The sequence below is a fragment of the Kribbella yunnanensis genome (genome assembly GCF_039529655.1).
Lineage (GTDB): Bacteria > Actinomycetota > Actinomycetes > Propionibacteriales > Kribbellaceae > Kribbella > Kribbella yunnanensis.
The window spans coordinates 51,827-72,023 of sequence record NZ_BAAANF010000025.1; the positions used below are offsets into that span (position 1 = coordinate 51,827).

The following is a 20,197-nucleotide window of genomic DNA, read 5'->3' on the forward strand; positions in this document are numbered from 1 at the left end:
TTCAGTCGGTACTCAGAACGCGCCTGCTCCGTTCGGAGTACCGAGTCCGGTCGGCCCGTCCCAGCCGGTGCGGGCGTTGCACCACTGGGTCGTGGGGCAACTACCGTTGCTGCCGCTGGTCACGTCGAACAGCGAGCCCGGGTGCGCATAGGGCAGCGCGTTCGCGTAGCCGGCGGTGTTGCCGGACAGTGCGTAGACCGCGGCAATGATCGGCGCGGCCTCACTCGTCCCGCCGAACTGCGCCCAGGTCGACGCGGTCTTGCTGGTCGGGTAGTAGACCGCCATCCCGCCCTTGCCCGGATCGGCCGCGGCCGACACATCAGCCATCGCTCGCTTCGAGCAACCAGTTCCGAACGACGCGGCCGCGCTCAAAGCGGTGTTGTACGTCGAACAGCCGGACCCGGCGCCGTCCCAGACAGTCTCGGTCCAGCCGCGCGAGTTGCTCGCGGCAACCAGCGACGTACCGCCAACAGCCGTTGTGTACGACGAAGATGCCGGGTAGCTGCCGCCCTGGTAACCGTCGTCACCGGTTGACGCCGTCACCGCGATCCCCGGGTGGTTGTAGTACTGGCCGTAGCTGCTGTCGGAGGCGTCACCACCGCCGTAGCTGTTCGAGATCGCCACGACACCAGCCTGCTTGGCGGCCGTCTGGACCGCCGTACCGAGGTCGGCGAAGCTGGCCGATTTGGCCTGTACGACGAGGATCTTCGCGTCCGGCGCAGCCGCCGAAACCGCATCGACGTCGAGCGCCTGCTCACCGGCCCAGCCGACATTGAACGTCGGCAGGGTGGTCCCGCCGGTCTGGTTGATGATGCGCAGGCACCCGTTGGCCGTCGTACAGGCGGACAGGCCGAACTGCGAGCGGTAGACGCCGAGGTCGCGCTCCAGGTTCGGGTAGCCGTATGCGTCGACGATCGCGACGGTTCGGCCGCCTGCGCTCAGTCCGTTCAGTTTGTACGCGTTCCGCAGGCCGGTCGGGGTGAGACCGGTGGCCGGGGGTGTGGCCGTCCTGGGGGTGACGCCGTTGCTCGCGACCAGCTTGATCGCGTGGCAGCTCGCGGTGTGCTTGGCCTTGGCGGCCGAGCAGACCTGAGCCGCGTGCTTTCCGGCGGTGTAAGGGGTGATCGGGGCCGCGTAGGCCCCTTGAGCTGCGGTCAGTCCCGCGACGGCGAGTGCGCCGGCGCCCAGGGCGGACACGAGATTCCGTTGCCTCAACAGAACTCCTCGATGTGGGCGGGTTTGGTGCTCGAAATCGTCCGCCCCGCAGCCGACCGGAAGCCAGCGATCACGCCTCTGACAAATGTCATGGGCGGACCCGTGACAGCCGCCTATGGAAGGCCCGATTTTCCGCGCGAATCCGGCGTTCTGCCCGATCGGGAAAATACCGAAGGATTCCCCGCGACTTTCCGGAGAATGGGTCCATGTCACTCGTCGAGAGCGCCCAGGCCCTGCAATCCGAGGCCCACGAACTGTTCGACCGGCTAGACCTCGGTACGGCGTTCCCGTGGCCACCGACGTTGATCGGCAGCGCGCTGTCCGGCCTGATGGTCGTGCGCGATCTCGACGTCATGTTCGACGCGCCCGACGCGACCGGGCCGACGGTGTTGGGCGGTTTGACCACGCTCGCACAGCGGGTGGAGCTCGAGTCGATCGACTTCCGGGACGAGCGCGGCGAGCGGCGGCCGACTCCGGCGATCACCGATGAGCGGTACTACGCCGTACTGCACACCGCGACGTGGAAGATCGAGCTGACGTTCTGGCTGCATGTGATCGATCGGCCGCACGTGGAGTTCGCGCAGCGAGTGGCGGCGTGCACAGACGAGCAACGCCGTACGATCCTGCGGCTCAAGGGTGCGGACATCGACAGCAGCGCGATCTACAACGCCGTACTGGATCTGTAGAAGAGTGCCGGCCGCCCGGCAACGCCACCGGACGGTCGGCACTCGCTTCAGAGGAGTCCGAGGGCTTCGGACTCCTGGTCGGTGAAGAGGCGCGAGCGGATCAGGAAGCGGACGCCCTCCGGCGCCTCGACCGAGAAACCGCTGCCGCGCCCCTTCACGACGTCGACAGTGAGCTGCGTGTGTTTCCAGTACTCGTACTGATCGGCGGCCATCCAGAATCCGACCGGCTTCGCGAGCCCCTCGACCATGAGGTCGCCGAGGTGCACGTCGGCCGGACCGATCCGGAACTCACCGTCCGGGAAACACATCGGCGAACTGCCGTCACAACACCCGCCTGACTGGTGGAACATCAGCGGGCCGTGCAGGTCGGTGAGCCGGCGGAGCCACTCGCCCGCCGACTCACTCAACAAAACTCGTTGAATACCTTCCCCACCCCACCGCCCCGATCGGTCGACCACGATCAGAAGAACCCGAGCTTGTTCGGGCTGTAGCTGACCAGCAGGTTCTTGGTCTGCTGGTAGTGGTCGAGCATCATCTTGTGGTTCTCGCGGCCGATGCCGGAGTTCTTGTACCCGCCGAACGCCGCGTGCGCCGGATAGGCGTGGTAGCAGTTCGTCCAGACCCGCCCGGCCTGGATCTCCCGACCGGCCCGGTACGCCGTATTGATGTCGCGCGACCAGACGCCGGCGCCGAGACCGTACAAGGTGTCGTTGGCGATCTTCAGCGCGTCGGCGTAGTCGTCGAACCGGGTCACCGAGACGACCGGACCGAAGATCTCCTCCTGGAAGATCCGCATCTTGTTGTCGCCCTCGAAGATGGTCGGCTGGATGTAGTACCCGCCGGCCAGGTCGCCGGACTGCTCCAGCCGATCGCCACCGGTCAGCACCTTGGCGCCCTCGGCCTTGCCGATCTCGATGTAGGCGAGGATCTTCTCGAACTGGTCGTTACTCGCCTGGGCGCCGATCATCGTGTCGGTGTCGAGCGGGTTGCCGGTCTTGATCGCCTGCGTGCGCGCGGTCGCGTCGCCGAGGAACTGGTCGTAGATCGACGACTGGATCAACGCCCGCGACGGGCAGGTGCAGACCTCGCCCTGGTTCAGCGCGAACATCGTGAAACCCTCGAGCGCCTTGTCGTAGAACTCGTCGCGAGTGTTGGCGACGTCCTCGAAGAAGATGTTCGGGCTCTTGCCGCCGAGCTCCAGCGTCACCGGGATCAGGTTGTCCGAGGCGTACTGCATGATCAACCGGCCGGTGGTGGTCTCACCAGTGAACGCGACCTTGGCGACTCTGTTGCTTGAGGCAAGCGGTTTGCCGGCCTCGACGCCGAAACCGTTGACCACGTTCAGCACACCCGGCGGGATCAGGTCGGCGATCAGCTCGAGCAGTACGTGGATCGAGGCCGGGGTCTGCTCGGCCGGCTTCAGTACGACGGCGTTGCCGGCGGCCAGCGCGGGCGCCAACTTCCAGGTCGCCATCAGGATCGGGAAGTTCCACGGGATGATCTGCGCGACCACGCCGAGCGGCTCGTGGAAGTGGTAGGCGATCGTGTCGTTGTCGATCACCGACACGGATCCTTCCTGCGCCCGCAACGCCCCGGCGAAGTAGCGGAAGTGATCGATCGCGAGCGGGAGGTCGGCGGCCAGCGTCTCGCGGACGGCCTTGCCGTTGTCCCAGCTCTCGGCGACCGCGAGCAGTTCGAGGTTGGCCTCGATCCGGTCGGCGATCTTGTTCAGGATGTCTGCTCGTTCGGCCGGCGAGGTGCGTCCCCAGCTCGGCGCGGCACCGTGGGCGGCGTCGAGGGCGCGCTCGACGTCGTCCGCCGTACCGCGGGCGATCTCGGTGAAGTTCTGGCCGGTGACCGGCGACGGGTTCTCGAAGTACGCACCCTTCGCGGGCGCGACCCACTCACCACCGATGAAGTGTTCATAGCGGGATTTGTAGGTGACCGGGCTGCCATCCTGCCCGGGAGCTGCGAAGATCGTCATAGGTCCTCCTCGGGATACCTGAGGCGGAATCTACGGAGCGCGACGTTGCACCGACGTTGCACGCGAGGTGAGGCGATGGACGCGGCGGACCAGGCGCGCCGGTTGAGCGAGCTGTACGACGAAGTGCTCGGTGGTCACCGGGTGCCCGGGGCACCTCGCCAACTGGTCGCGGAATCGTGGCAGCGGTCGCTGGCGGCTGCGGTCGATCCCGAGCTGGACGCACCTCCGGTGGTCGTGGACCACGACGTACTGGAGGCGGTCCGCGCCAACCACCCGCTGCAGGCGGTGCTGCCGGTACTGCGTCAGACGCTGACCACGATCGCCGACGAGGCGTCGCACATCATGATCATCACCGACGCGCAGGGGATGATTCTGTGGCGCGAAGGGGCGGCCGCCGTACGGCGACAGGCGGATCGGATCGCCCTGTCGGAAGGGGCGGTGTGGTCCGAGGACCAGATCGGTACGAACGGCATGGGTACGGCGCTCGCCGTCGGCCAGCCGGTGCAGATCCACTCGGCCGAACACCTCGTTCGCCGGATCCACGAGTGGACGTGTGCGGCCGCGCCGGTGCATGACCCGGACACCGGCAAGCTGCTCGGCGCGGTTGACGTCTCCGGTCCGCTGCGCACTGTTCATCCCGCGATGGTGGCGCTGGTGACGGCTGCCGCTCAGCTCGCCGAGGGGCAACTGCGGGTCCGGATGGCCGCGTCCGACGAGAAGCTCCGCGCCCGCAACATGCAGCACCTGGTCGCGCTTGGCGATGCGCCGGGCGCACTACTCACTCCGACCGGGCGCGTGCTCGCCGTACAACCGCATGAGTGGCTGCCGGATCGCTTGGAAGTGCCCGCTGGCACCGACCGGATCGACCTCGGCGACGGCCGCGAGGGCCTGGTCGAACAGCTCGACGAGGGCTACCTGCTCCGCATCCCCGGTACGCCGATCCGCCGTACCCGACCGTCGTTGCGGCTCAAGCTGCTCGGCGCCGGCCAGCCGATCGCAGTCGTCGGCGGCCGCGAGATCGCTCTCACGTTGCGAAGGGCCGAAGTACTGACTCTTCTCCTACTGCACCCGTCCGGGCTGACCGCAGAGCAGTTGATGCTCCAGTTGTACGGCGACGAGGGGAACCCGACGACTGTTCGCGCGGAGATGCACCGGCTGCGGAACCTGCTCGGTGGCGGGGTCCTCGACACGAAGCCGTACCGGATCATCGCCGATGTGACCGGCGACGTGACCGACGTACAGGACGCACTGCGCCGCGGTGATCTGCGGACCGCAGTCGACCTCTATACCGGCCCACTGCTCACCCGGTCCGACGCTCCGGCTCTTCGTGCCGAGCGCGACGAGCTGGACGCGACCGTCCGGCGCAGCGTGCTCGACGCCGGCGATCCCGACCTGCTGTGGCACTTCTCGCAGACGGCCACCGGCGCCGAGGACCTGGAGATCTTCGAGACGTTGGAGGCGAACCTGCCGCCGGCCGATCGCCGCCGCGGCGCCGTCGCCGCCCGCCTCCGCCGCCTCGCCGACTGACCTTCACTCGCGGCCGATGAGGATCCACATGTAGTCGCGGTTCTTGACCGGGAAGGTCGCGGTCTTGCTGCTGAGTTCCTTGGTCTTCTTGCAGTCGGACGTGGTGTAGCGCCAGCGGACGACCTGGACGCGCCAGGACTGCTTGAGCTGGTGCAGGCGACGGATCTTTCCGGCCGGGACCTCGGCGGTGTACGACCAGGTCTGCGAGACCGAGTGCGACTTGCCCACGGTCTTGGCGTACTTGCTCTGGATCTCCGCGATCACCAGCGGGATGCTCACCCCGAGGTCACCGGTCCAGGCCGAGTTCGACTCCGAGGTCGCTGTCTTCTGGTAGGTGATCCGGCCCGGGCCCTCGAGCCACTCGCTGTAGAGGTTCGTCCCGACGTAGACCTCTTTACCGCCGCGCGTGTACCAGTAGACCGTCTTGGTGTCGCACTTCTTCGCGACCCGGACCTCCGGGTCGACCGACGCCGCATTCGCCGTACCCGCGCTCGGCCCCAGCAACCCACTCGCCAGCACCGCGCCTGCGACCGCTGCCCGCTGAAAACGCATCTATGCTCCCGTGAAATCATTTCCATCTCTGCATTCGCAGTGGTTGGAAACCTACGGATTGGTCTACTCCGCGGCAAGGAGTTCCCGGTAACGCTCTGTGGAGGTTTGATCACGGTCACATCTCACGCGTGACGAGCCCGACACCGACATGACTGAGCGGTAACCAACCAATAACATCGCTGGTATGCAGATCCTCGCCATCATCGTGTCGCTCGCGATCGCCCTGGTCGGCGTCGCGTTGTTCGGCAAGACGATCGGGCACATCGTGTCCGTCATCAAGCTGGGGCAGCCGGCACCTGGCCGCACCGACCAGCCGGGGCAGCGCAGCGCCACGCTGGCCAAGGAAACCCTCCTGCACACGCGGATGCTGCAGTGGAGCCACATCGGCGTCCTGCACTGGTTCGTCGCGTTCGGCTTCCTCGGACTGGTGCTCAGCCTGGTGACGGCCTTCGGTCAGCTGTTCGACGCGCACTTCGCGCTGCCGATCATCGGGCACTGGTTCGTCTTCGAGTGGGTCAGCGAGTTCCTGACCTGGACCGGTCTGATCTCGATCATCGGCCTGATGGCGATCCGCCTGCGCGCCCTCCCCCGCGGCGAGAAGGGCCGGTACAGCCGGTTCTTCGGATCCACGGCCTGGCAGGCGTACTACGTCGAGTACACGATCCTCGGCGTACTGGTCTGCATCGTGCTGCTGCGCGGCCTGGAGTACGCACTCGGTGCGGGCAGCAAGTTCCACTTCCCGAGCACTTGGTTCGTCGGCGACGCGCTGTTCGGCGGGCTGTCCGAGCACGCGCTCGAGAACACCGTCTACCTGGTCGCGATGGTCAAGATCCTGATCTCGTTCGCGTGGATGATCACCATCTCGCTGAACGCGACCATGGGCGTGGCCTGGCACCGCTTCACCGCCTGGCCGAACATCTGGTTCAAGCGCAACGCCGACGGCGGTACGGCGCTCGGCGCGCTCCAGCCGATCATGGTCAAGGGCGAGCCGATCGACTTCGAGAACATCGACGAGCTCGACGAGGACGCGGCACTCGGGGTCGGCAAGGTCGAGGACTTCACCTGGAAGGGCCTGCTCGACTTCACCACCTGCACCGAGTGCGGTCGCTGTCAGTCGCAGTGCCCGGCCTGGAACACCGAGAAGCCGCTGTCGCCGAAGCTCATCATGATGGGACTCCGCGAGCACGCGTACGCCAAAGCGCCGTACCTGCTGGCTGCCGAGGACGACCGCAAGTCGCTGTCCCAGCTGGTGCTCGACGAGCAGGAGAAGCCGCTGGTCGGTCCGGCCGACGTCGCGGTCATCGACGAAGAAGCCCTCTGGGCCTGTACGTCGTGCGGCGCGTGCGTGCAGCAGTGTCCGGTCGACATCGAGCACGTCGACGCGATCATGGACATGCGCCGCTACCAGGTGCTGATCGAGTCGTCGTTCCCGTCCGAGCTCAACGGGCTGTTCAAGGGCCTGGAGAACAAGGGCAACCCGTGGAACATGAGCCCGTCCGGCCGGATGGACTGGGCCAAGGATCTGCCGTTCGAGGTCAAGCAGGTCGGCACCGATGTCGAGACGCTGGCCGAGGTCGAGTACCTGTTCTGGGTCGGCTGTGCGGGCGCCTACGAGGACCGCGCGAAGAAGACCACGCAGGCCGTGGCCGAGCTGCTCGACATCGCCGGCGTGAGCTTCGCCGTACTGGGTGATGGTGAGACGTGCACCGGTGATCCGGCGCGGCGGTCCGGCAACGAGTTCGTCTTCCAGCAGCTGGCGATGCAGAACGCGGAGGTCTTCAAGGAGACCGGCGCGAAGAAGGTCGTCTCCACCTGCGCGCACTGCTTCAACACGTTGAAGAACGAGTACTCGCAGCTGGGCGTCGAGCTCGACGTCATCCACCACACCCAGCTACTCAACCGGCTCGTCCGCGAGGGCAAGCTGACCCCGGTCGCCCCGGCCGACAGCACGCTGAACGGCCAGAAGATCACCTACCACGACCCGTGCTACCTCGGTCGGCACAACCAGGTGTACGACGCCCCGCGCGAACTGCTCGACATCATCCCCGGCGCCGAGTACGCCGAGATGCCGCGGAACAAGACCAAGTCGTTCTGCTGTGGTGCCGGCGGCGCCCGGATGTGGATGGAAGAGAAGATCGGCAGCCGGATCAACGTCAACCGCACCACCGAGGCCGTCGAAACCGGCGCCGACAAGATCGCCACCGGCTGCCCGTTCTGCCGCGTGATGCTCTCCGACGGTCTCACCGCCAAGCAGGCCGACGGCTCGGCCCGCGAAGAGGTAGAGGTCCAGGACGTCGCCCAACTGCTGCTCGCCTCCGTCAAACGAGGCTGATTGCAACAACGTGCAATTCCCTTCCTCCTCAGGTGATTCGGGCCGTAAGCTGCGGCGTTTGAATCACCTGGGGAGGAAACCACTCATGAAGTTCCGTGCCGCCGTCGCCACGGTCACTGTCGTACCCCTGGCCCTCGGCCTGGCCGCCTGCGGAGGCAACGAGAAGCCCGCCGCCGCTCCGGTCCCGCTACCCAGCTTTACCGTCGAGCCGCAGAAGGCCGTCAGCACCCCGCCACCCGCGGTCACCCGCCTCAACCGAGTCACCTTCGTCCCCGCGATGAACACCGCGCTCACCAAGCAGAAGTCGTGGCGCACGTTCGCCACCCTGAAGGCCGGGACCCAAACGGTCATGACGATTCGGGGCGTCCAGACCTTCAATCCGGCGGCGATGTCGATGGAGATGAGCGGCGCGGCCTTCAAGGGCAAGACGGCCAAGATGATCGTCACCAAGGGCACCGGCTACGCGTCGATCCCCGGCGCGACTCCGGCCGGGAAGTACGTCAAGTTCAAGTCCGGACAGATCGACCAACTCGACCAGCTGCTCGACAGCGGCGACCCGACCAAGGCGTTCAAGTCGTTCGACAAGAGCCTGGTCAGCATCAAGTTCGTCGGCGAGGACACCATCGTCGGCGAGAAGATGGAGCAGTACGAGGTCAACCTGAACGCGGCGAAGGCGTACGCGGGTAAGGGCAAGAAGATGCCGAAGGGCGTGCCCGCGGTCCTCCCTTACACGATCTGGATGGACAAGTCGCACCTCATCCGCCGGATGGAGTTCGAGGTCAGCGGCACCTCCATGGTGATGACCATGTCCGACTACAACAAGCCGGTCAGCATCACGCCGCCGCCGGCCAGCAAGATCGTCAGCTGAGGCCGGATTCGGTCATTTCACGCCGATACGTGAGAACTTCTCGTAACGTGACGTTAGGCGGGTAGAAACCTACCTGCCGCGGAAGTTGTCACCGGCGGATGATCGGGTGGGCCGATGAGTACTCGACGGAGCTTTCTGACGGTCACAGGAGCGGCGGCGGCGCTGGCGCTGTCCGGTGACCTGCCCGGGGTGGCGCAGGCGCTGGCCGGGGCGACCGGTCGCGGTGACCGCCGGGACCCGTTCACGCTCGGGGTCGCGTCCGGCGATCCGCTGCCGGATGCGGTGGTGATCTGGACGCGGCTCGCGCCGGAGCCGCTGGCGCCGTTCGGTGGGATGAATCGGCGGCCGGTCGAGGTCGGGTGGCAGGTCGCCGAGGATCCGCGGTTTCGGCGGATCGTGCGGCAGGGCACGACCCGGGCGCGGCCCGAGTCGAGCCACTCGGTGCACGTTGATGTCCGCGGACTGCGGCCGTGGCGGCCGTACTGGTACCGCTTCAGGGTGAACGGGAAGCTCAGCCCGGTCGGCCGGACCCGGACGGCGCCGGCGGCGGATGCGGTCGTCGGTGAGATGTCGCTGGCCTTCGCGTCCTGCCAGGCTTGGTGGGAGGGCTGGTACACGGCGTACGCCGACATGGCCCGGCGCGAGCACGACGTGGTGTTCTTCCTCGGCGACTACATCTACGAGTTCGGGATCGACCGTGGCATCCGGCCGCATTCGAACGAACCCTGGATGACGCAACAGACGGTCACGCTGGACGAGTACCGCGTCCGGTACGCGTCGTACAAGATGGATGCCGACCTCCAGGCGGCGCACGCCTCCGCGCCCTGGGTGGTCACGCTCGACGACCACGAGGTGGTCGACAACTGGGCCGACGAGGCGCATCCGAGCGCTCCGCCCGCGCAGTTCCTGGTACGGCGCGCGAACGCCTTCCGCGCGTACTGGGAGCACATGCCGCTGCGGCTCGCGCAGTTGCCGAACGGTCCCGACATGCAGCTCTACCGGCGGTTCCAGTACGGCCGGCTGGCGGAGTTCAGCGTCCTCGACACCAGGCAGTACCGCTCGGACCAGGCGTACGGCGACGGGTCGAAGGCGCCCGGCCCGGAAACCAAGGATCCGGCTCGCTCGATCACCGGGGACGCTCAGGAGAAGTGGCTGCTCGACGGCTGGGCATCCTCCTCGGCGCGCTGGAACGTGCTGGCGCAACAGAACGCGCTGGCCCGGCTCGACGTCAAGGACGGCCCGGAGATCCTGGTCCCGATGGACACCTGGGACGGCTACGAAGCGTCCCGCAACCGCGTCCTCGGCGCCGCCTACGAGCGCAAACTCCGCAACCTGGTCTCGATCGGTGGCGACCTGCACCGCAGCGTGGCGTCCGACCTCAAGATGGACTTCGCGAACCCCGATTCACCGACCGTCGGCACCGAGTTCGTCGGTACGTCGATCTCGTCCGCGATGGACGGCATGGACCTCGATCCGGGCGGCGTAACGCTGCTCAAGGAGAACCCGCACATCAAGTTCGGCAACTTCCAGCGCGGTTACGTCAGTTGCAGCGTCACCCCGCAACGCTGGATCTCCGACTACCGCGTGGTCGACAAGGTCAGCATCCCGAACGGCACCGTCAGCACCCGCGCCAAACTCCTCGTCGAGGACGGCCGCCCGGGCATCCAGACCCTCTGAGGAGACCGCGATGACGATTCGATGGCAATCGGCCGTCGCCCTCGGTACGGCGGTCGCGGCCGCGATTGCGTTGCCCCAGGCAACCAATGGCGCACCGCCACGGTCCGGCGTACAGGTGTCGGTGCAACCCGAGCAGCTGAGCGTCGTCGGCTTGCCCTGTTTCCCGGGCAACCTGACGCTCACCATGACCAATACCGGCACCGAGGACCGGTACGCCGATCTGACGCTGGACCCAAGTGGTCCGCTGCAACTGTCCCGCAGACTGTTCTCGTCCTGGCTCCCGGCGATCGACCCCGACCAGCCGGTCTCCGCGCCGGTCGAGGTCCGCGTGCCGCGCGACACCCAGCCCGGCAACTACTCGATCGAGCTCGAGGTCGACCGGTCCAAGGTGACCGTGCCGGTGACCGTGAATCCCTTGCCCTCAAAGGATCCTGGCAGCAATGTGGCACTCGGCGAACAGGCCACCGCCTCGTCGACCCACGGAAACTTCGCCGTCTGTGGTGGGGTCGACGGTGACCACGACTCCGAGCACTGGGACACACTGACCGGCTGGAACGACGGGACCCGCGCGGTCTTCCCGGACAACTACGCCGTCGCCCTCGCCGCGCCGACCACGATCAACCGCGTCGAGCTCTACACCCTCGACTCGGTGAAGTACCCGGCCGCGACCAACGGCCTGCGCGACTGGGACGTCCAGGTCCGCAGCGGCACCGGCGACTGGCAGACCGTGGCCCAGGTCCGCGGCAACACCCTCGGCCACGTCGCTTCGACATTCGATCCGGTCCAGGCAGACGCCGTACGCATCCTCTGCCTGGCCGGGAACGGCAACACCTACTCCCGGATCGTCGAACTTGAGGTCTACGGCTGACCGCTCCGTCAGCGCAGGTGTGAGGCGCCGTTGAAGTCGAGGACGGCGCCGGACGACCAACCTGCCGGGGAAGAGGCAAGCCAGTGGATGGCTGCGGCTACTTCCTCGGCGGTGGCGGTTCGGTTGAAGGGGCTCTGGGCGCGGATCGCATCGCCGCCGGGGCCGGTCAGGAAGTCGGCCGTCAGGTCGGTGGCGATGAAGCCGGGCGCGATTGACGTCACGGTGATGTCATGTGGCGCCAGCGAGACGGCAAGTGACTGGCCCATCGCGTGCAATCCGGCCTTCGAAGCCCCGTACGCCGGTACGTCGGGCTCACCGCGATAGGCGCCGCGCGACCCCACGTTGACGATCGCACCCCGCCGTACACCGTCTGACGGCTCGATGTCGAGCATCTGCCGGGCGACGCACCAGGTCACATGGGCGGCGCCTTCGAGGTTCACCGCGAGGGTACGGCGCCAGGCCGTGACCCACTCCTCGTACGACGTCTCGGCCAGCGGATGGCCGACTCGCCGGGACCCCGCGACCGGCTCGTCGACGTACATGGCCGCGTTGTTCACCAGTACGTCGATGCGGCCGAGCAGGCGGGCTGATTCCTCAACCAGGGAAGGGATTGCGGCCGAATCACCGAGATCAGCGGCGACCACCGCATGGCCGTCGCCGGGCAGGCTTGCGCGGACCTCTTCGGCGCGCTCGACCGAGCCGCGGCAATGCAGGGCCACGCGGTCACCGCCCTGGGCGAAGGCCATGGCTGCGGCGGCTCCGACCCCGCGCGATGCGCCGGTCACGAGTACTCCTCTGGACACGTTTCCTCCATGGTTGTGGTGTCACCCATTCTGCCTCTGACGCCCTGATGACATCAGACGGGGTTGACAGTGACGTCACGATGACGTCATAGTTGGCGTCATGGAACTTGAGCCTTATCTCGAGTCGGTCCGGCGGAGCGTGGAGAACGCGACCGCCCTGGCCGACGACCAAACTCGCTCCGTGGCCCAGCGCCTCGCAGCCACGCTGGATGACGCTGGCCGCCTGGCCCTCATCTCAGCCCTGTCCGACGCCGCCGGGGAGATCAGCCGTGAGCTGTCCCCCGGTTCGGTCGAGCTCCGGATGGCCGGTGGCCGTCCCGAGTTCGTGGTCACGCCGGCTCCGAGCCAGCTGACCGGACCCGACGACACGGACGACGTACTGGAAGACGACAACGACTCCGAGGTCAACGACCTTGCCCCGGAGGCCGATGAGCCCACCGCGCGAATCACGCTGCGGTTGCCGATGTCGGTGAAGAACAAGGTCGACGAAGCCGCGGCTGCCGAGGGCATCTCCTCGAACGCGTGGCTGATGCGCACGGTGATGATGTCGCTGAGCGACCGGGGCCGCCGTGGTGGCCCGGGGCGCCCGCCGCGGCCACCGCGCCCGCCGCGTGGCGGTGGGATGTTCGGCCCGGACGGCCCGCTGGGGCCCGACGGACCGCTCGGACCCGATGGTGTCTTCGGCCCGGACGGTGTGTTCGGTCCCGGTGGCCCCTTCGGCGACAACGGCGTCTTCGGTCCCGACCGGGGTCGGCGTGAGCGTGACGGCCGCCGTGACGAGCGTCGCGGTGAGCGTGACCAGCGCCGCGCCGAGGGCGAGCGCCGTCGCGAGGAGAAGGAGCACCGCCGCGGTGAGCGCGGTTCGAGCCAGCGATTCCAGGGGTGGGCACAGTGAGCGGCTTCACGAGTCAGTTGATCGCCGAGGACGGCGAGGTCACCAAGGCGCGGATCGAGATCGGCTCCGGCCAGGTCCTGCTCGCCCAGGGTGAAGGCACCCAGACGTTCGTCGAGTTGGAGGTCGAGGACGGCACCGACGAGGACGTCGTCTACACCGTCGAAGACGGCGAGCTGATCGTCGAACTGCGTAAGGGCAGGCGGTTCAGCACTCGCCGCGGCCCCGAGATCAACCTGAGGATCACCACCCCGGCGGTGCTCGATGTGCGAGCCAAGACCGGCTCCGGTGACATCACCGCCGAGGTCCCGGTCGGCGCCGCTCGACTGTCCACCGGCTCCGGCGACATCCGTCTGGAGGTCGTCGAGGGCGACCTCGCGGTCAGCACGGGCAGTGGCGACGTACGGGTCTCGCACGTGTCCGGTGTCGCCAAGGGCAGCACCGGCTCGGGTTCGATCGACATCGGCGAGGCCGCCGACACGATCGGGCTCAGCACCGGCTCCGGCGACGTCCGGATCGGTGACGCGGCCGGACCGGCCAGCGTCAAGGTCGGCTCGGGTGACATCACCATCGAGCGGATCCGCGACCACTCGGTCGCCACCTCCGGTTCCGGCGACGTCACCGTCGAGGTGGCCGACGGGCCGAGCATCCAGGCCGAGACGGCCAACGGGGATGTGCGCGTCGGAGTTCCCGACGGCATCCCGACGTACCTGGACCTGAAGACGGTCACCGGCCGGATCCGCTCCGAGCTGGAGCCCAGCGAGAAGCCCGAGGCGGGCGCCCGCTCGCTGACTCTGCGGGCCCGCACCGTCACTGGCGACATCACCATCGTCAAGGTCTGAACCACGCCTCCAGGAGGTCTCGCCGGCATCGGTCCGGCGGGACCTGGGCGAAGCACTGCCAAAAACCATCACGCGAAGGAGTACGGCCATGATCACCGAACACCAAGAGGTCGCCCGTTACCGCGTCGCCGAGCAGGTCCGGGCCGCCGAGACCCGTGCGCTGCTGCACGAGCACCAGTCCACCGACAGCGGTCCCCGGCACGGTCTGGCGATCGCGTTGCGCCGGCTGGCCGACAAGCTCGAGCCGCTGACGACCCCGGCGCCGCAGGGCCGGCACGCCCGCCCCGAACCCCGCGGTACCGGCCTCTCGATCGTGCGCTGACCTCTTGTGTTGCAGCTTGATGCAACGCCTGTGGGTAACCGCGATCAGGCCCCGGGGACGCTGCTAGGTTTCAAGCGATCACTTCGTTTGACTTGGGGAGAAGAGCAACGATGCAGCGTCCGACAGCCAAGGCCGTCGCCACCGCCGCCGCCCTGCTGATCCTGGTCGCCGGTTGCGGCGGCAAGGACGACAACAAGGGCAGCGACGCACCCAAGGGTGGCGGTGACACACCGGGCACTCCCGCGCCCCCGCCGGTCGCATCGTTCGACCCACCGAAGGGCCTCACGCCCGTCGCGGCGTACGGCATCCCGGTCGAGAAGGGCGCCTCCGACGACGACACGCTCTCCGCAGGGATGGTCGGCCAGACCGCGCTGGTCGCCGCGAAGACCGGTCTCACCGGCCGCCACATCGCCGGGCAGCGCGACCCGTGGACCGTGCTCGCCACGGCCAAGACCGAAACGATCACCACCGCCGACCACAGCGACGTGATGCCCGTCGAGCTGGACGGCAAGGACGTCGCAGTGATCGCCTACAGCCAGATCGACAAGGGCAACGGCACCCAGAAGGCCAAGGGCCTGCTCGTCGTCCAGTGGATCGACGCCGTCGACGGCAAGACGATCGCCGAAACGACGACGGACTTCACCGAGAAGTTCGGGCCCGGCACCACCGCCGGCGACATCAGCTCCCAGTCGTACGACGCCGCGACCGGCCAGGTCGCGATCGGGCTGCACGCCAACAGCTCCGACGGCGGTAAGAACGGCAGCCGCGACTTCACCGTGTTCGCCGACCCGAAGACGCAGAAGGCGACCATCACTCCCTTCATCGCACCGGCCGCCGTACTGAACGGCACGGTCGTCGGCGCGAAGGCCTCCAACAACGAGGGTGCGCACGACGGCACGATCGTGATCTTCGACGGGGCCAGCGGCAAGATCAGCAAGCAGATCCCCACCAAGATGGACTACCTGACCCCCGAGGCCAGCGGCACCAAACACGCCTACTTCAACGGTTCGTCGTACGTGCCGAACCCGAAGTCGATGGTGTACACGTACAACAGCGGCCTGTACGCCGTGGACATCGCGACCGGCACGCTGGTCGGCCAGATCAAGTCGACGCTGGGTACCGAGAAGGCCTACGGCTACAGCTGTCTCAGCGACCAGGCGACCGCCGTCGTCTGCAGCACCGGCCAGAACGGCGGTACCGAGGAGATCATCGGGATCGACGACACCACCGGCAAGAAGGTCTGGGGCTACAACAAGAACTCGGCCAGCCGCGTCGTCCCGCTCACCACGGGCGCCTTCCACGGCGTCGTCTACGGCACCGCCCAGGAGCAGCCGATCATGCTCGACGCCAAGACCGGCGCCGACATCCCGCAGCCCTCAGGCGACCCGAGCTCGACCCCGTCGACGAGCACCACGCCGACCGACGGCACCAGCAGCAGCGCGCCGACCGGTGACCCGAGCCAGGACGTGGGCAACAAGTTCGGCTCGGACCTGTCCCTGTTCGACCCGAAGCTGGGGACGCCGTCGCCGACCGCCATCACCGAGTACGGCGCCACCTACCTGCAGAACGACAAGGCCGACAACTACGACGTCGACAAGGTCCTGATCGCGATGAAGCCGACCGCCTAGATGTCGGTGCGGTGGAACTTCTGGTAGGAACGCGAAGGTGTCGGGCCGCGCTGCCCCTGGTAGCGCGACCCGTACTTCGCCGAGCCGTACGGGTGCTCGGCCGGTGACGAGAGCCGGAAGAAGCACAGCTGGCCGATCTTCATCCCCGGCCAGAGCTTGATCGGCAGGGTCGCGACATTGGAGAGCTCCAAGGTCACGTGCCCGGAGAAGCCGGGGTCGATGAACCCGGCGGTGGAGTGGGTGAGCAGGCCGAGCCGCCCCAGCGAGGACTTGCCCTCCAGCCGGGCGGCGACGTCGTCGGGCAGCGTCACCAGCTCGTACGTCGATCCGAGCACGAACTCGCCCGGGTGCAGGATGAACGGTTCGTCACCCTCTGGCTCGACCTCACGGGTCAGGTCGGGCTGTTCCTCGGCCGGGTCGATATGCGGATACCGGTGGTTCTCGAAGACCCGGAAAAACCGGTCCAGCCGTACGTCGACACTCGACGGCTGCACCATCGCGGCGTCGAAGGGTTCCAGCTGGACGCGCTTGGCGTCGAGCTCGGCCAGGATGTCGCGGTCGGAGAGCAGCACGGATGCACGGTAGCAAGCGTGCTGCTCTGCGCCCAGTTCCTCCCTGCCTCGGCCGTGCACAGGAGGCTGGTGGCGGGTCGTCCGGAGCCCTCAGCTCCCCGGCGTGAGACACCACCACTCCTGTGGCCCGAGGCAACGAACTAGTCGGACAGCTTGTTGAACTTCCCCACCTGCGTGGCGAAGGTCTTCACCTGTGCCGGCGACCAGTCCTTGAGCAGGTCCTCGATCACCTTGTGCCGCTTCTTGCGGGCCGCGGCGAGCTTGCGCTTGCCGGCCGCAGTCAGTGTCAGCAAGGTCGCCCGGGCGTCCGTCTTGTCGGCGGCGCGCTTGAGCAGGCCCTCCTCCTCGAGTCGCGCACAGGCCCGGCTGACCGGTCCCTTGTCCACCTCGAGCGCAGCGACCAGGTCGGCCATCCGCACCGGCGCCAGCTCCTCGACGTGGTTGAGCAACGCATATTGCGCCGGCTCCAGGTCCGGATGCGCCTCGTCGGACAGCGTCCGCTGCAGACCGCGCAGCCGCCGTGCCAACGTGACGAGCTCCTTCTCCAGGTTCTCCAGCGCGTCACTCGTGTCTGTTGCCACCGTTCACCCCTTCATCCAGTTGCCCCGCAACCATCTTGTCCGGTCCCGGCAAGGACCGCATCCTCACGTTGCGTCGAATGTTGCCCCCGGCAACGCGTTCTAATCTGCCAGAAGATGACGGGCATGCCCAGTCCTTGGACGTGCCCTTTGTGGAAAACTGCCCCGGAACCCCCCGCGCAAACCGTCCCGGACCGCTTTTCGATGCGTTCGGCCACCTTCTCCGGCCTATTCCGCTGACCGCGCAACAACTGCCTCGGGCGGCGCGCCGGACCCGCCGTACCGGCGCCCCCACCCATCGGTTATGCTTTCTCCGCTCGCCGCTGCTGGGCGATGCATGCGGGTGTAGTTCAATGGCAGAACATCAGCTTCCCAAGCTGACAGTGCGAGTTCGATTCTCGTCACCCGCTCCAAGAGAAACGCCAGGTCTTCGGATCTGGCGTTCTGTCATTTCGGGCCCCTTCGAATGTTCTGACATCCGCTCTCTGCGGCCCCGGAACCACGAATGTTTCCGGCCCCGGCCGAAACGGAGCCGGTCCTCTCGACCACGAAAGAAAGAACACCGGGCTCCCGCCGGTGCGCGCGGCCACGGACTCGACATAGAGTGACGGGAGTTACACGCCAAGGGACCGGAAGGACTGCCGTAATGGCCGACGAAGTACCCCAGGACAGCGAAGAGACCGCTCCCCCTGGTATTGATCTGAGCACGCCCAGCATCGCCCGCGCCTACGACTACATGCTCGGCGGCAAGGACAACTTCGCCGTCGACCGGGCCCTTGTCGACCACATCGTCAGTGAGATGCCGGGTTCGCCGGCGCTCGCCCTCGACAACCGCGCCGTCCTGGTCCGGGCGATCCGCGAGATCGTCGAGACCACGCCGGTCCGGCAGTTCCTCGACCTGGGCAGCGGCCTGCCGAGCGCCGAGAACGTCCACCAGATCGCCCAGCGGCACGCCTCCGAGTCGAAGGTCGTCTACGTCGACAACGACCCGATCGTGCTGGCCCACGGCCGCGCCCTGCTCGCCGAGAACGACAACACCGTCGTCTTCCAGGCCGACCTGCGCGAGCCCAAGTCGATCTACGACAGCCCGGAGACCCGCTCGCTGATCGACTTCGACAAGCCGGTCGCCATCATCCTGAGCGCGATCCTGCACCACCTCAACGACGACGAGAACCCGGCCGACCTGGTCAACTTCTGGTACGACCGCGTCCCCTCCGGCAGCTACTTCTTCGTCAGCCACTTCCGCAGCGCCGACGACCCGCGCAGCCTCCAGCTGCAGGAGGTCGTCCAGCAGTCCATCGGCCGCGGTCGCTGGCGCTCCGACGAGGAGATCCTCGCCCTCCTCCCCGAAGGCATCACGATCCTTCCGCCGGGCCTGGTCCCAGCAGCCCTGTGGCGCCCGGTCGACGAGCCCGACGAAGTAACAGCCTGGGGACGCCTGATCGGCGCCGTACTGGCCGTCAAGCCCTGATCTCAGCGAGCCTGGGCGGCGACACCCGCCCAGGCTCTCGCCCCAGGCTGAGGTGCGTGGCGATCGCCGCGAGGATCCAGACCGCCGCGAGCACCGCCATCGGGAACAGCGCGCCGGACTCTTCGCTGAACACCACGATGAGGCCGAGGTTGACCGCCGCGTGCGCGAGAGTGGCGACGATCAGATTGATCCCGCCCGCAGTCCGCAGTACGGCGCCCAGGACCACCGACAGCGCGGTCGCCATCGTCACGAACAGGGCCATGTAGACGAGGCCGTGCTCGAAGCCGCCGATGTGCCACAGGCCCCACAGCACGCCGACGACGAGCGAGGATCGAAGGACGGAGAAGCGCGTCTGCAGGTAGGGCTGGAGGTAGGCCCGCCAGCCGAGCTCCTCACCCGCCGCTCCGACGAGCATCGTCAGGACGAGCACTCCGATGGGGAACTCGGGGCTCTGCGCTCGCCACGGCTGCCCGGCGACGAGGTGCACGAGCACCGACACGAGCAGAGCGGCAATGACGATGCCGACGACGAGTGCACTGCGCCCCGCGACCGCCTGCGCAGGCGTGCAGCGGGCGGCGACACGCGTCGTACGGCGAAACAGCAGAAACATCACGCCGACCCCTAGTGCCGGCGCGAACTGCACCAGCTGGATCAGCGCCGGATCGGGCCCGGCCGCGGCCTGGACGGCGTTTAGCACGCCGCTGAAGACGAACGTGACCAGGTAGAACACGAATACCCGCAAGAACATCAGGACCTCTTCGGAAGATAGGGCGCGAGCATCAGGTCGAGCTGCTCGGTGAGAAAGGCGGACAGCGAACCCCAGCCGTTCACCGCCCAGACCTGAAGCGCGCCGTTGAAACAGACCAGGGTGTGCCGCGCAAGCGCCTGTACGTCGGTCTCTTCCCGGAGCTCGCCGGCTGTCACCGCGGCTCGGTAGAAGCGGGCGCAGGTGTTCACGATGGCGGCGGAGTGCGCGAGGGCATGTTCGCGGAACTCCGGATCGGACACGTCGAGCTGGACGAAGCCGAGACCGTTGCCGAGCTGCTCGCGGCGCTCGATGTGCGCGACTGCCGTCAGGGCGAAGTCGCGCAGGATCGCCAGCGGGGACGTATTGGCCGCCTCCGCCGCCTCGGCTGCCCGGAGCACCATCTGCGGTGAGCGGGCGGCCGACGCCAGCAGTAGACCGCGCTTGCTGCCGAAGCGCTGCATCAGCGTCGGGGGCGCCAGGCCGACTCTCGCGCCGACGGCGGCCAGGGTGAGTTTCGCCGGGCCGACCTCGGCCAGCACCAGCCGGGTCGCGTCCAGAATCGCCTCGTCGTCGACCAGCCGCGGACGCGCCACGAACACCCCCGGGAGTTTACGAATGGCTGTTCACTATTG

20 protein-coding genes and 1 tRNA gene are annotated in these 20,197 nt (G+C 67.5%); 12 read left to right on the plus strand and 9 right to left on the minus strand.

The annotated features are described in order from the left end of the window. Positions 1-12: 12 nt before the first annotated feature. Entirely contained in the window at positions 13-1,215 is a 1,203-nt protein-coding gene (locus ABD231_RS36315) for a S53 family peptidase (RefSeq protein ID WP_344162869.1), read from the minus strand. A 206-nt stretch (positions 1,216-1,421) separates the two neighbouring features. Between ABD231_RS36315 and ABD231_RS36320 the strand changes: the two genes are divergently transcribed. Continuing rightward, on the plus strand, positions 1,422-1,901 hold the full coding sequence (locus ABD231_RS36320) for a hypothetical protein (protein WP_344162872.1): 480 nt from the start codon (positions 1,422-1,424) through the stop codon (positions 1,899-1,901). 47 nt (positions 1,902-1,948) lie between these two features. Here the strand turns inward: ABD231_RS36320 and ABD231_RS36325 are convergent, their stop codons facing one another. Together ABD231_RS36325 and adh are read right to left on the minus strand one after the other, a co-directional pair. Then, a complete protein-coding gene (locus ABD231_RS36325) occupies positions 1,949-2,308 on the minus strand; it encodes a DUF779 domain-containing protein (protein ID WP_344162875.1) in 360 nt (119 codons plus the stop codon). A gap of 53 nt (positions 2,309-2,361) precedes the next feature. Further along, on the minus strand, positions 2,362-3,885 hold the full coding sequence (adh, locus tag ABD231_RS36330) for an aldehyde dehydrogenase (RefSeq protein WP_344162878.1): 1,524 nt from the start codon (positions 3,883-3,885) through the stop codon (positions 2,362-2,364). 75 nt (positions 3,886-3,960) lie between these two features. Between adh and ABD231_RS36335 the strand changes: the two genes are divergently transcribed. Further along, positions 3,961-5,412, plus strand: a complete 1,452-nt coding sequence (locus ABD231_RS36335; protein ID WP_344162880.1) for a helix-turn-helix domain-containing protein — start codon at positions 3,961-3,963, stop codon at positions 5,410-5,412. 3 nt (positions 5,413-5,415) lie between these two features. Here ABD231_RS36335 and ABD231_RS36340 read toward each other — a convergent pair whose 3' ends face one another. Then, a complete protein-coding gene (locus ABD231_RS36340) occupies positions 5,416-5,964 on the minus strand; it encodes a hypothetical protein (RefSeq protein ID WP_344162883.1) in 549 nt (182 codons plus the stop codon). Between the two features lie 184 nt (positions 5,965-6,148). Between ABD231_RS36340 and ABD231_RS36345 the strand changes: the two genes are divergently transcribed. The 4 genes from ABD231_RS36345 to ABD231_RS36360 all read left to right on the plus strand — a co-directional run bounded on the left by ABD231_RS36345 (position 6,149) and on the right by ABD231_RS36360 (position 11,709). Continuing rightward, positions 6,149-8,296, plus strand: a complete 2,148-nt coding sequence (locus tag ABD231_RS36345; RefSeq protein ID WP_344162886.1) for a (Fe-S)-binding protein — start codon at positions 6,149-6,151, stop codon at positions 8,294-8,296. 85 nt (positions 8,297-8,381) lie between these two features. Then, on the plus strand, positions 8,382-9,164 hold the full coding sequence (locus tag ABD231_RS36350; RefSeq protein ID WP_344162890.1) for a LolA-like protein: 783 nt from the start codon (positions 8,382-8,384) through the stop codon (positions 9,162-9,164). Between the two features lie 114 nt (positions 9,165-9,278). Continuing rightward, a complete protein-coding gene (locus ABD231_RS36355) occupies positions 9,279-10,841 on the plus strand; it encodes an alkaline phosphatase D family protein (RefSeq protein WP_344162892.1) in 1,563 nt (520 codons plus the stop codon). Positions 10,842-10,851: 10 nt separating this feature from the next. Further along, complete coding sequence (locus tag ABD231_RS36360) at positions 10,852-11,709, plus strand: galactose-binding domain-containing protein (RefSeq protein WP_344162895.1); 858 nt, start codon at positions 10,852-10,854, stop codon at positions 11,707-11,709. An 8-nt stretch (positions 11,710-11,717) separates the two neighbouring features. Here ABD231_RS36360 and ABD231_RS36365 read toward each other — a convergent pair whose 3' ends face one another. Beyond that, a complete protein-coding gene (locus ABD231_RS36365; RefSeq protein WP_344162898.1) occupies positions 11,718-12,512 on the minus strand; it encodes an SDR family NAD(P)-dependent oxidoreductase in 795 nt (264 codons plus the stop codon). Positions 12,513-12,612: 100 nt separating this feature from the next. Here ABD231_RS36365 and ABD231_RS36370 point away from each other — a divergent pair, with 100 nt between their 5' ends. The 4 genes from ABD231_RS36370 (at position 12,613) to ABD231_RS36385 (ending at position 16,196) form a co-directional block, all read left to right on the plus strand. Then, a complete protein-coding gene (locus tag ABD231_RS36370; RefSeq protein WP_344162901.1) occupies positions 12,613-13,407 on the plus strand; it encodes an Arc family DNA-binding protein in 795 nt (264 codons plus the stop codon). Further along, the gene (locus ABD231_RS36375; RefSeq protein WP_344162904.1) at positions 13,404-14,246 is read left to right on the plus strand and encodes a DUF4097 family beta strand repeat-containing protein; all 843 of its coding nucleotides are present in this window, start codon (positions 13,404-13,406) and stop codon (positions 14,244-14,246) included. Before ABD231_RS36370 ends, ABD231_RS36375 begins: the two co-directional genes overlap by 4 nt. Positions 14,247-14,334: 88 nt before the next feature. Beyond that, complete coding sequence (locus ABD231_RS36380) at positions 14,335-14,568, plus strand: hypothetical protein (protein ID WP_344162907.1); 234 nt, start codon at positions 14,335-14,337, stop codon at positions 14,566-14,568. A gap of 110 nt (positions 14,569-14,678) precedes the next feature. Next, a complete protein-coding gene (locus ABD231_RS36385) occupies positions 14,679-16,196 on the plus strand; it encodes a hypothetical protein (protein ID WP_344162910.1) in 1,518 nt (505 codons plus the stop codon). Here the strand turns inward: ABD231_RS36385 and dcd are convergent. Together dcd and ABD231_RS36395 are read right to left on the minus strand one after the other, a co-directional pair. Beyond that, a complete protein-coding gene (gene dcd, locus ABD231_RS36390; protein ID WP_344162913.1) occupies positions 16,193-16,768 on the minus strand; it encodes a dCTP deaminase in 576 nt (191 codons plus the stop codon). The two genes, ABD231_RS36385 and dcd, sit on opposite strands and share 4 nt — an antisense overlap. 140 nt (positions 16,769-16,908) lie before the next feature. After that, positions 16,909-17,349, minus strand: coding sequence for a MarR family winged helix-turn-helix transcriptional regulator (locus tag ABD231_RS36395; RefSeq protein WP_344162916.1), 441 nt, complete (start codon positions 17,347-17,349; stop codon positions 16,909-16,911). 336 nt (positions 17,350-17,685) lie between these two features. On the opposite strand from ABD231_RS36395, the gene ABD231_RS36400 reads away from it, so the two are divergent. Together ABD231_RS36400 and ABD231_RS36405 are read left to right on the plus strand one after the other, a co-directional pair. After that, positions 17,686-17,759, plus strand: a tRNA-Gly gene (locus ABD231_RS36400). Positions 17,760-17,992: 233 nt separating this feature from the next. After that, entirely contained in the window at positions 17,993-18,817 is an 825-nt protein-coding gene (locus ABD231_RS36405) for an SAM-dependent methyltransferase (protein WP_344162919.1), read from the plus strand. Here the strand turns inward: ABD231_RS36405 and ABD231_RS36410 are convergent. Together ABD231_RS36410 and ABD231_RS36415 are read right to left on the minus strand one after the other, a co-directional pair. Further along, the gene (locus tag ABD231_RS36410; protein WP_344162922.1) at positions 18,807-19,565 is read right to left on the minus strand and encodes a CPBP family intramembrane glutamic endopeptidase; all 759 of its coding nucleotides are present in this window, start codon (positions 19,563-19,565) and stop codon (positions 18,807-18,809) included. The two genes, ABD231_RS36405 and ABD231_RS36410, sit on opposite strands and share 11 nt — an antisense overlap. Continuing rightward, a complete protein-coding gene (locus ABD231_RS36415; protein ID WP_344162925.1) occupies positions 19,565-20,164 on the minus strand; it encodes a TetR/AcrR family transcriptional regulator in 600 nt (199 codons plus the stop codon). The genes ABD231_RS36410 and ABD231_RS36415 overlap by 1 nt, the downstream gene beginning before the upstream one ends. Between the last annotated feature and the right edge of the window lie 33 nt (positions 20,165-20,197).

Coding starts and splice junctions, on each gene's coding strand:
- ABD231_RS36320 (WP_344162872.1), top strand. CDS start 1,422: ATGTCACTCGTCGAGAGCGCCCAGGCCCTGCAATCCGAGGCCCACGAA.
- adh (WP_344162878.1), bottom strand. CDS start 3,885: ATGACGATCTTCGCAGCTCCCGGGCAGGATGGCAGCCCGGTCACCTAC.
- ABD231_RS36335 (WP_344162880.1), top strand. CDS start 3,961: ATGGACGCGGCGGACCAGGCGCGCCGGTTGAGCGAGCTGTACGACGAA.
- ABD231_RS36340 (WP_344162883.1), bottom strand. CDS start 5,964: ATGCGTTTTCAGCGGGCAGCGGTCGCAGGCGCGGTGCTGGCGAGTGGG.
- ABD231_RS36345 (WP_344162886.1), top strand. CDS start 6,149: ATGCAGATCCTCGCCATCATCGTGTCGCTCGCGATCGCCCTGGTCGGC.
- ABD231_RS36350 (WP_344162890.1), top strand. CDS start 8,382: ATGAAGTTCCGTGCCGCCGTCGCCACGGTCACTGTCGTACCCCTGGCC.
- ABD231_RS36355 (WP_344162892.1), top strand. CDS start 9,279: ATGAGTACTCGACGGAGCTTTCTGACGGTCACAGGAGCGGCGGCGGCG.
- ABD231_RS36360 (WP_344162895.1), top strand. CDS start 10,852: ATGACGATTCGATGGCAATCGGCCGTCGCCCTCGGTACGGCGGTCGCG.
- ABD231_RS36370 (WP_344162901.1), top strand. CDS start 12,613: ATGGAACTTGAGCCTTATCTCGAGTCGGTCCGGCGGAGCGTGGAGAAC.
- ABD231_RS36380 (WP_344162907.1), top strand. CDS start 14,335: ATGATCACCGAACACCAAGAGGTCGCCCGTTACCGCGTCGCCGAGCAG.
- ABD231_RS36385 (WP_344162910.1), top strand. CDS start 14,679: ATGCAGCGTCCGACAGCCAAGGCCGTCGCCACCGCCGCCGCCCTGCTG.
- ABD231_RS36405 (WP_344162919.1), top strand. CDS start 17,993: ATGGCCGACGAAGTACCCCAGGACAGCGAAGAGACCGCTCCCCCTGGT.
- ABD231_RS36410 (WP_344162922.1), bottom strand. CDS start 19,565: ATGTTCTTGCGGGTATTCGTGTTCTACCTGGTCACGTTCGTCTTCAGC.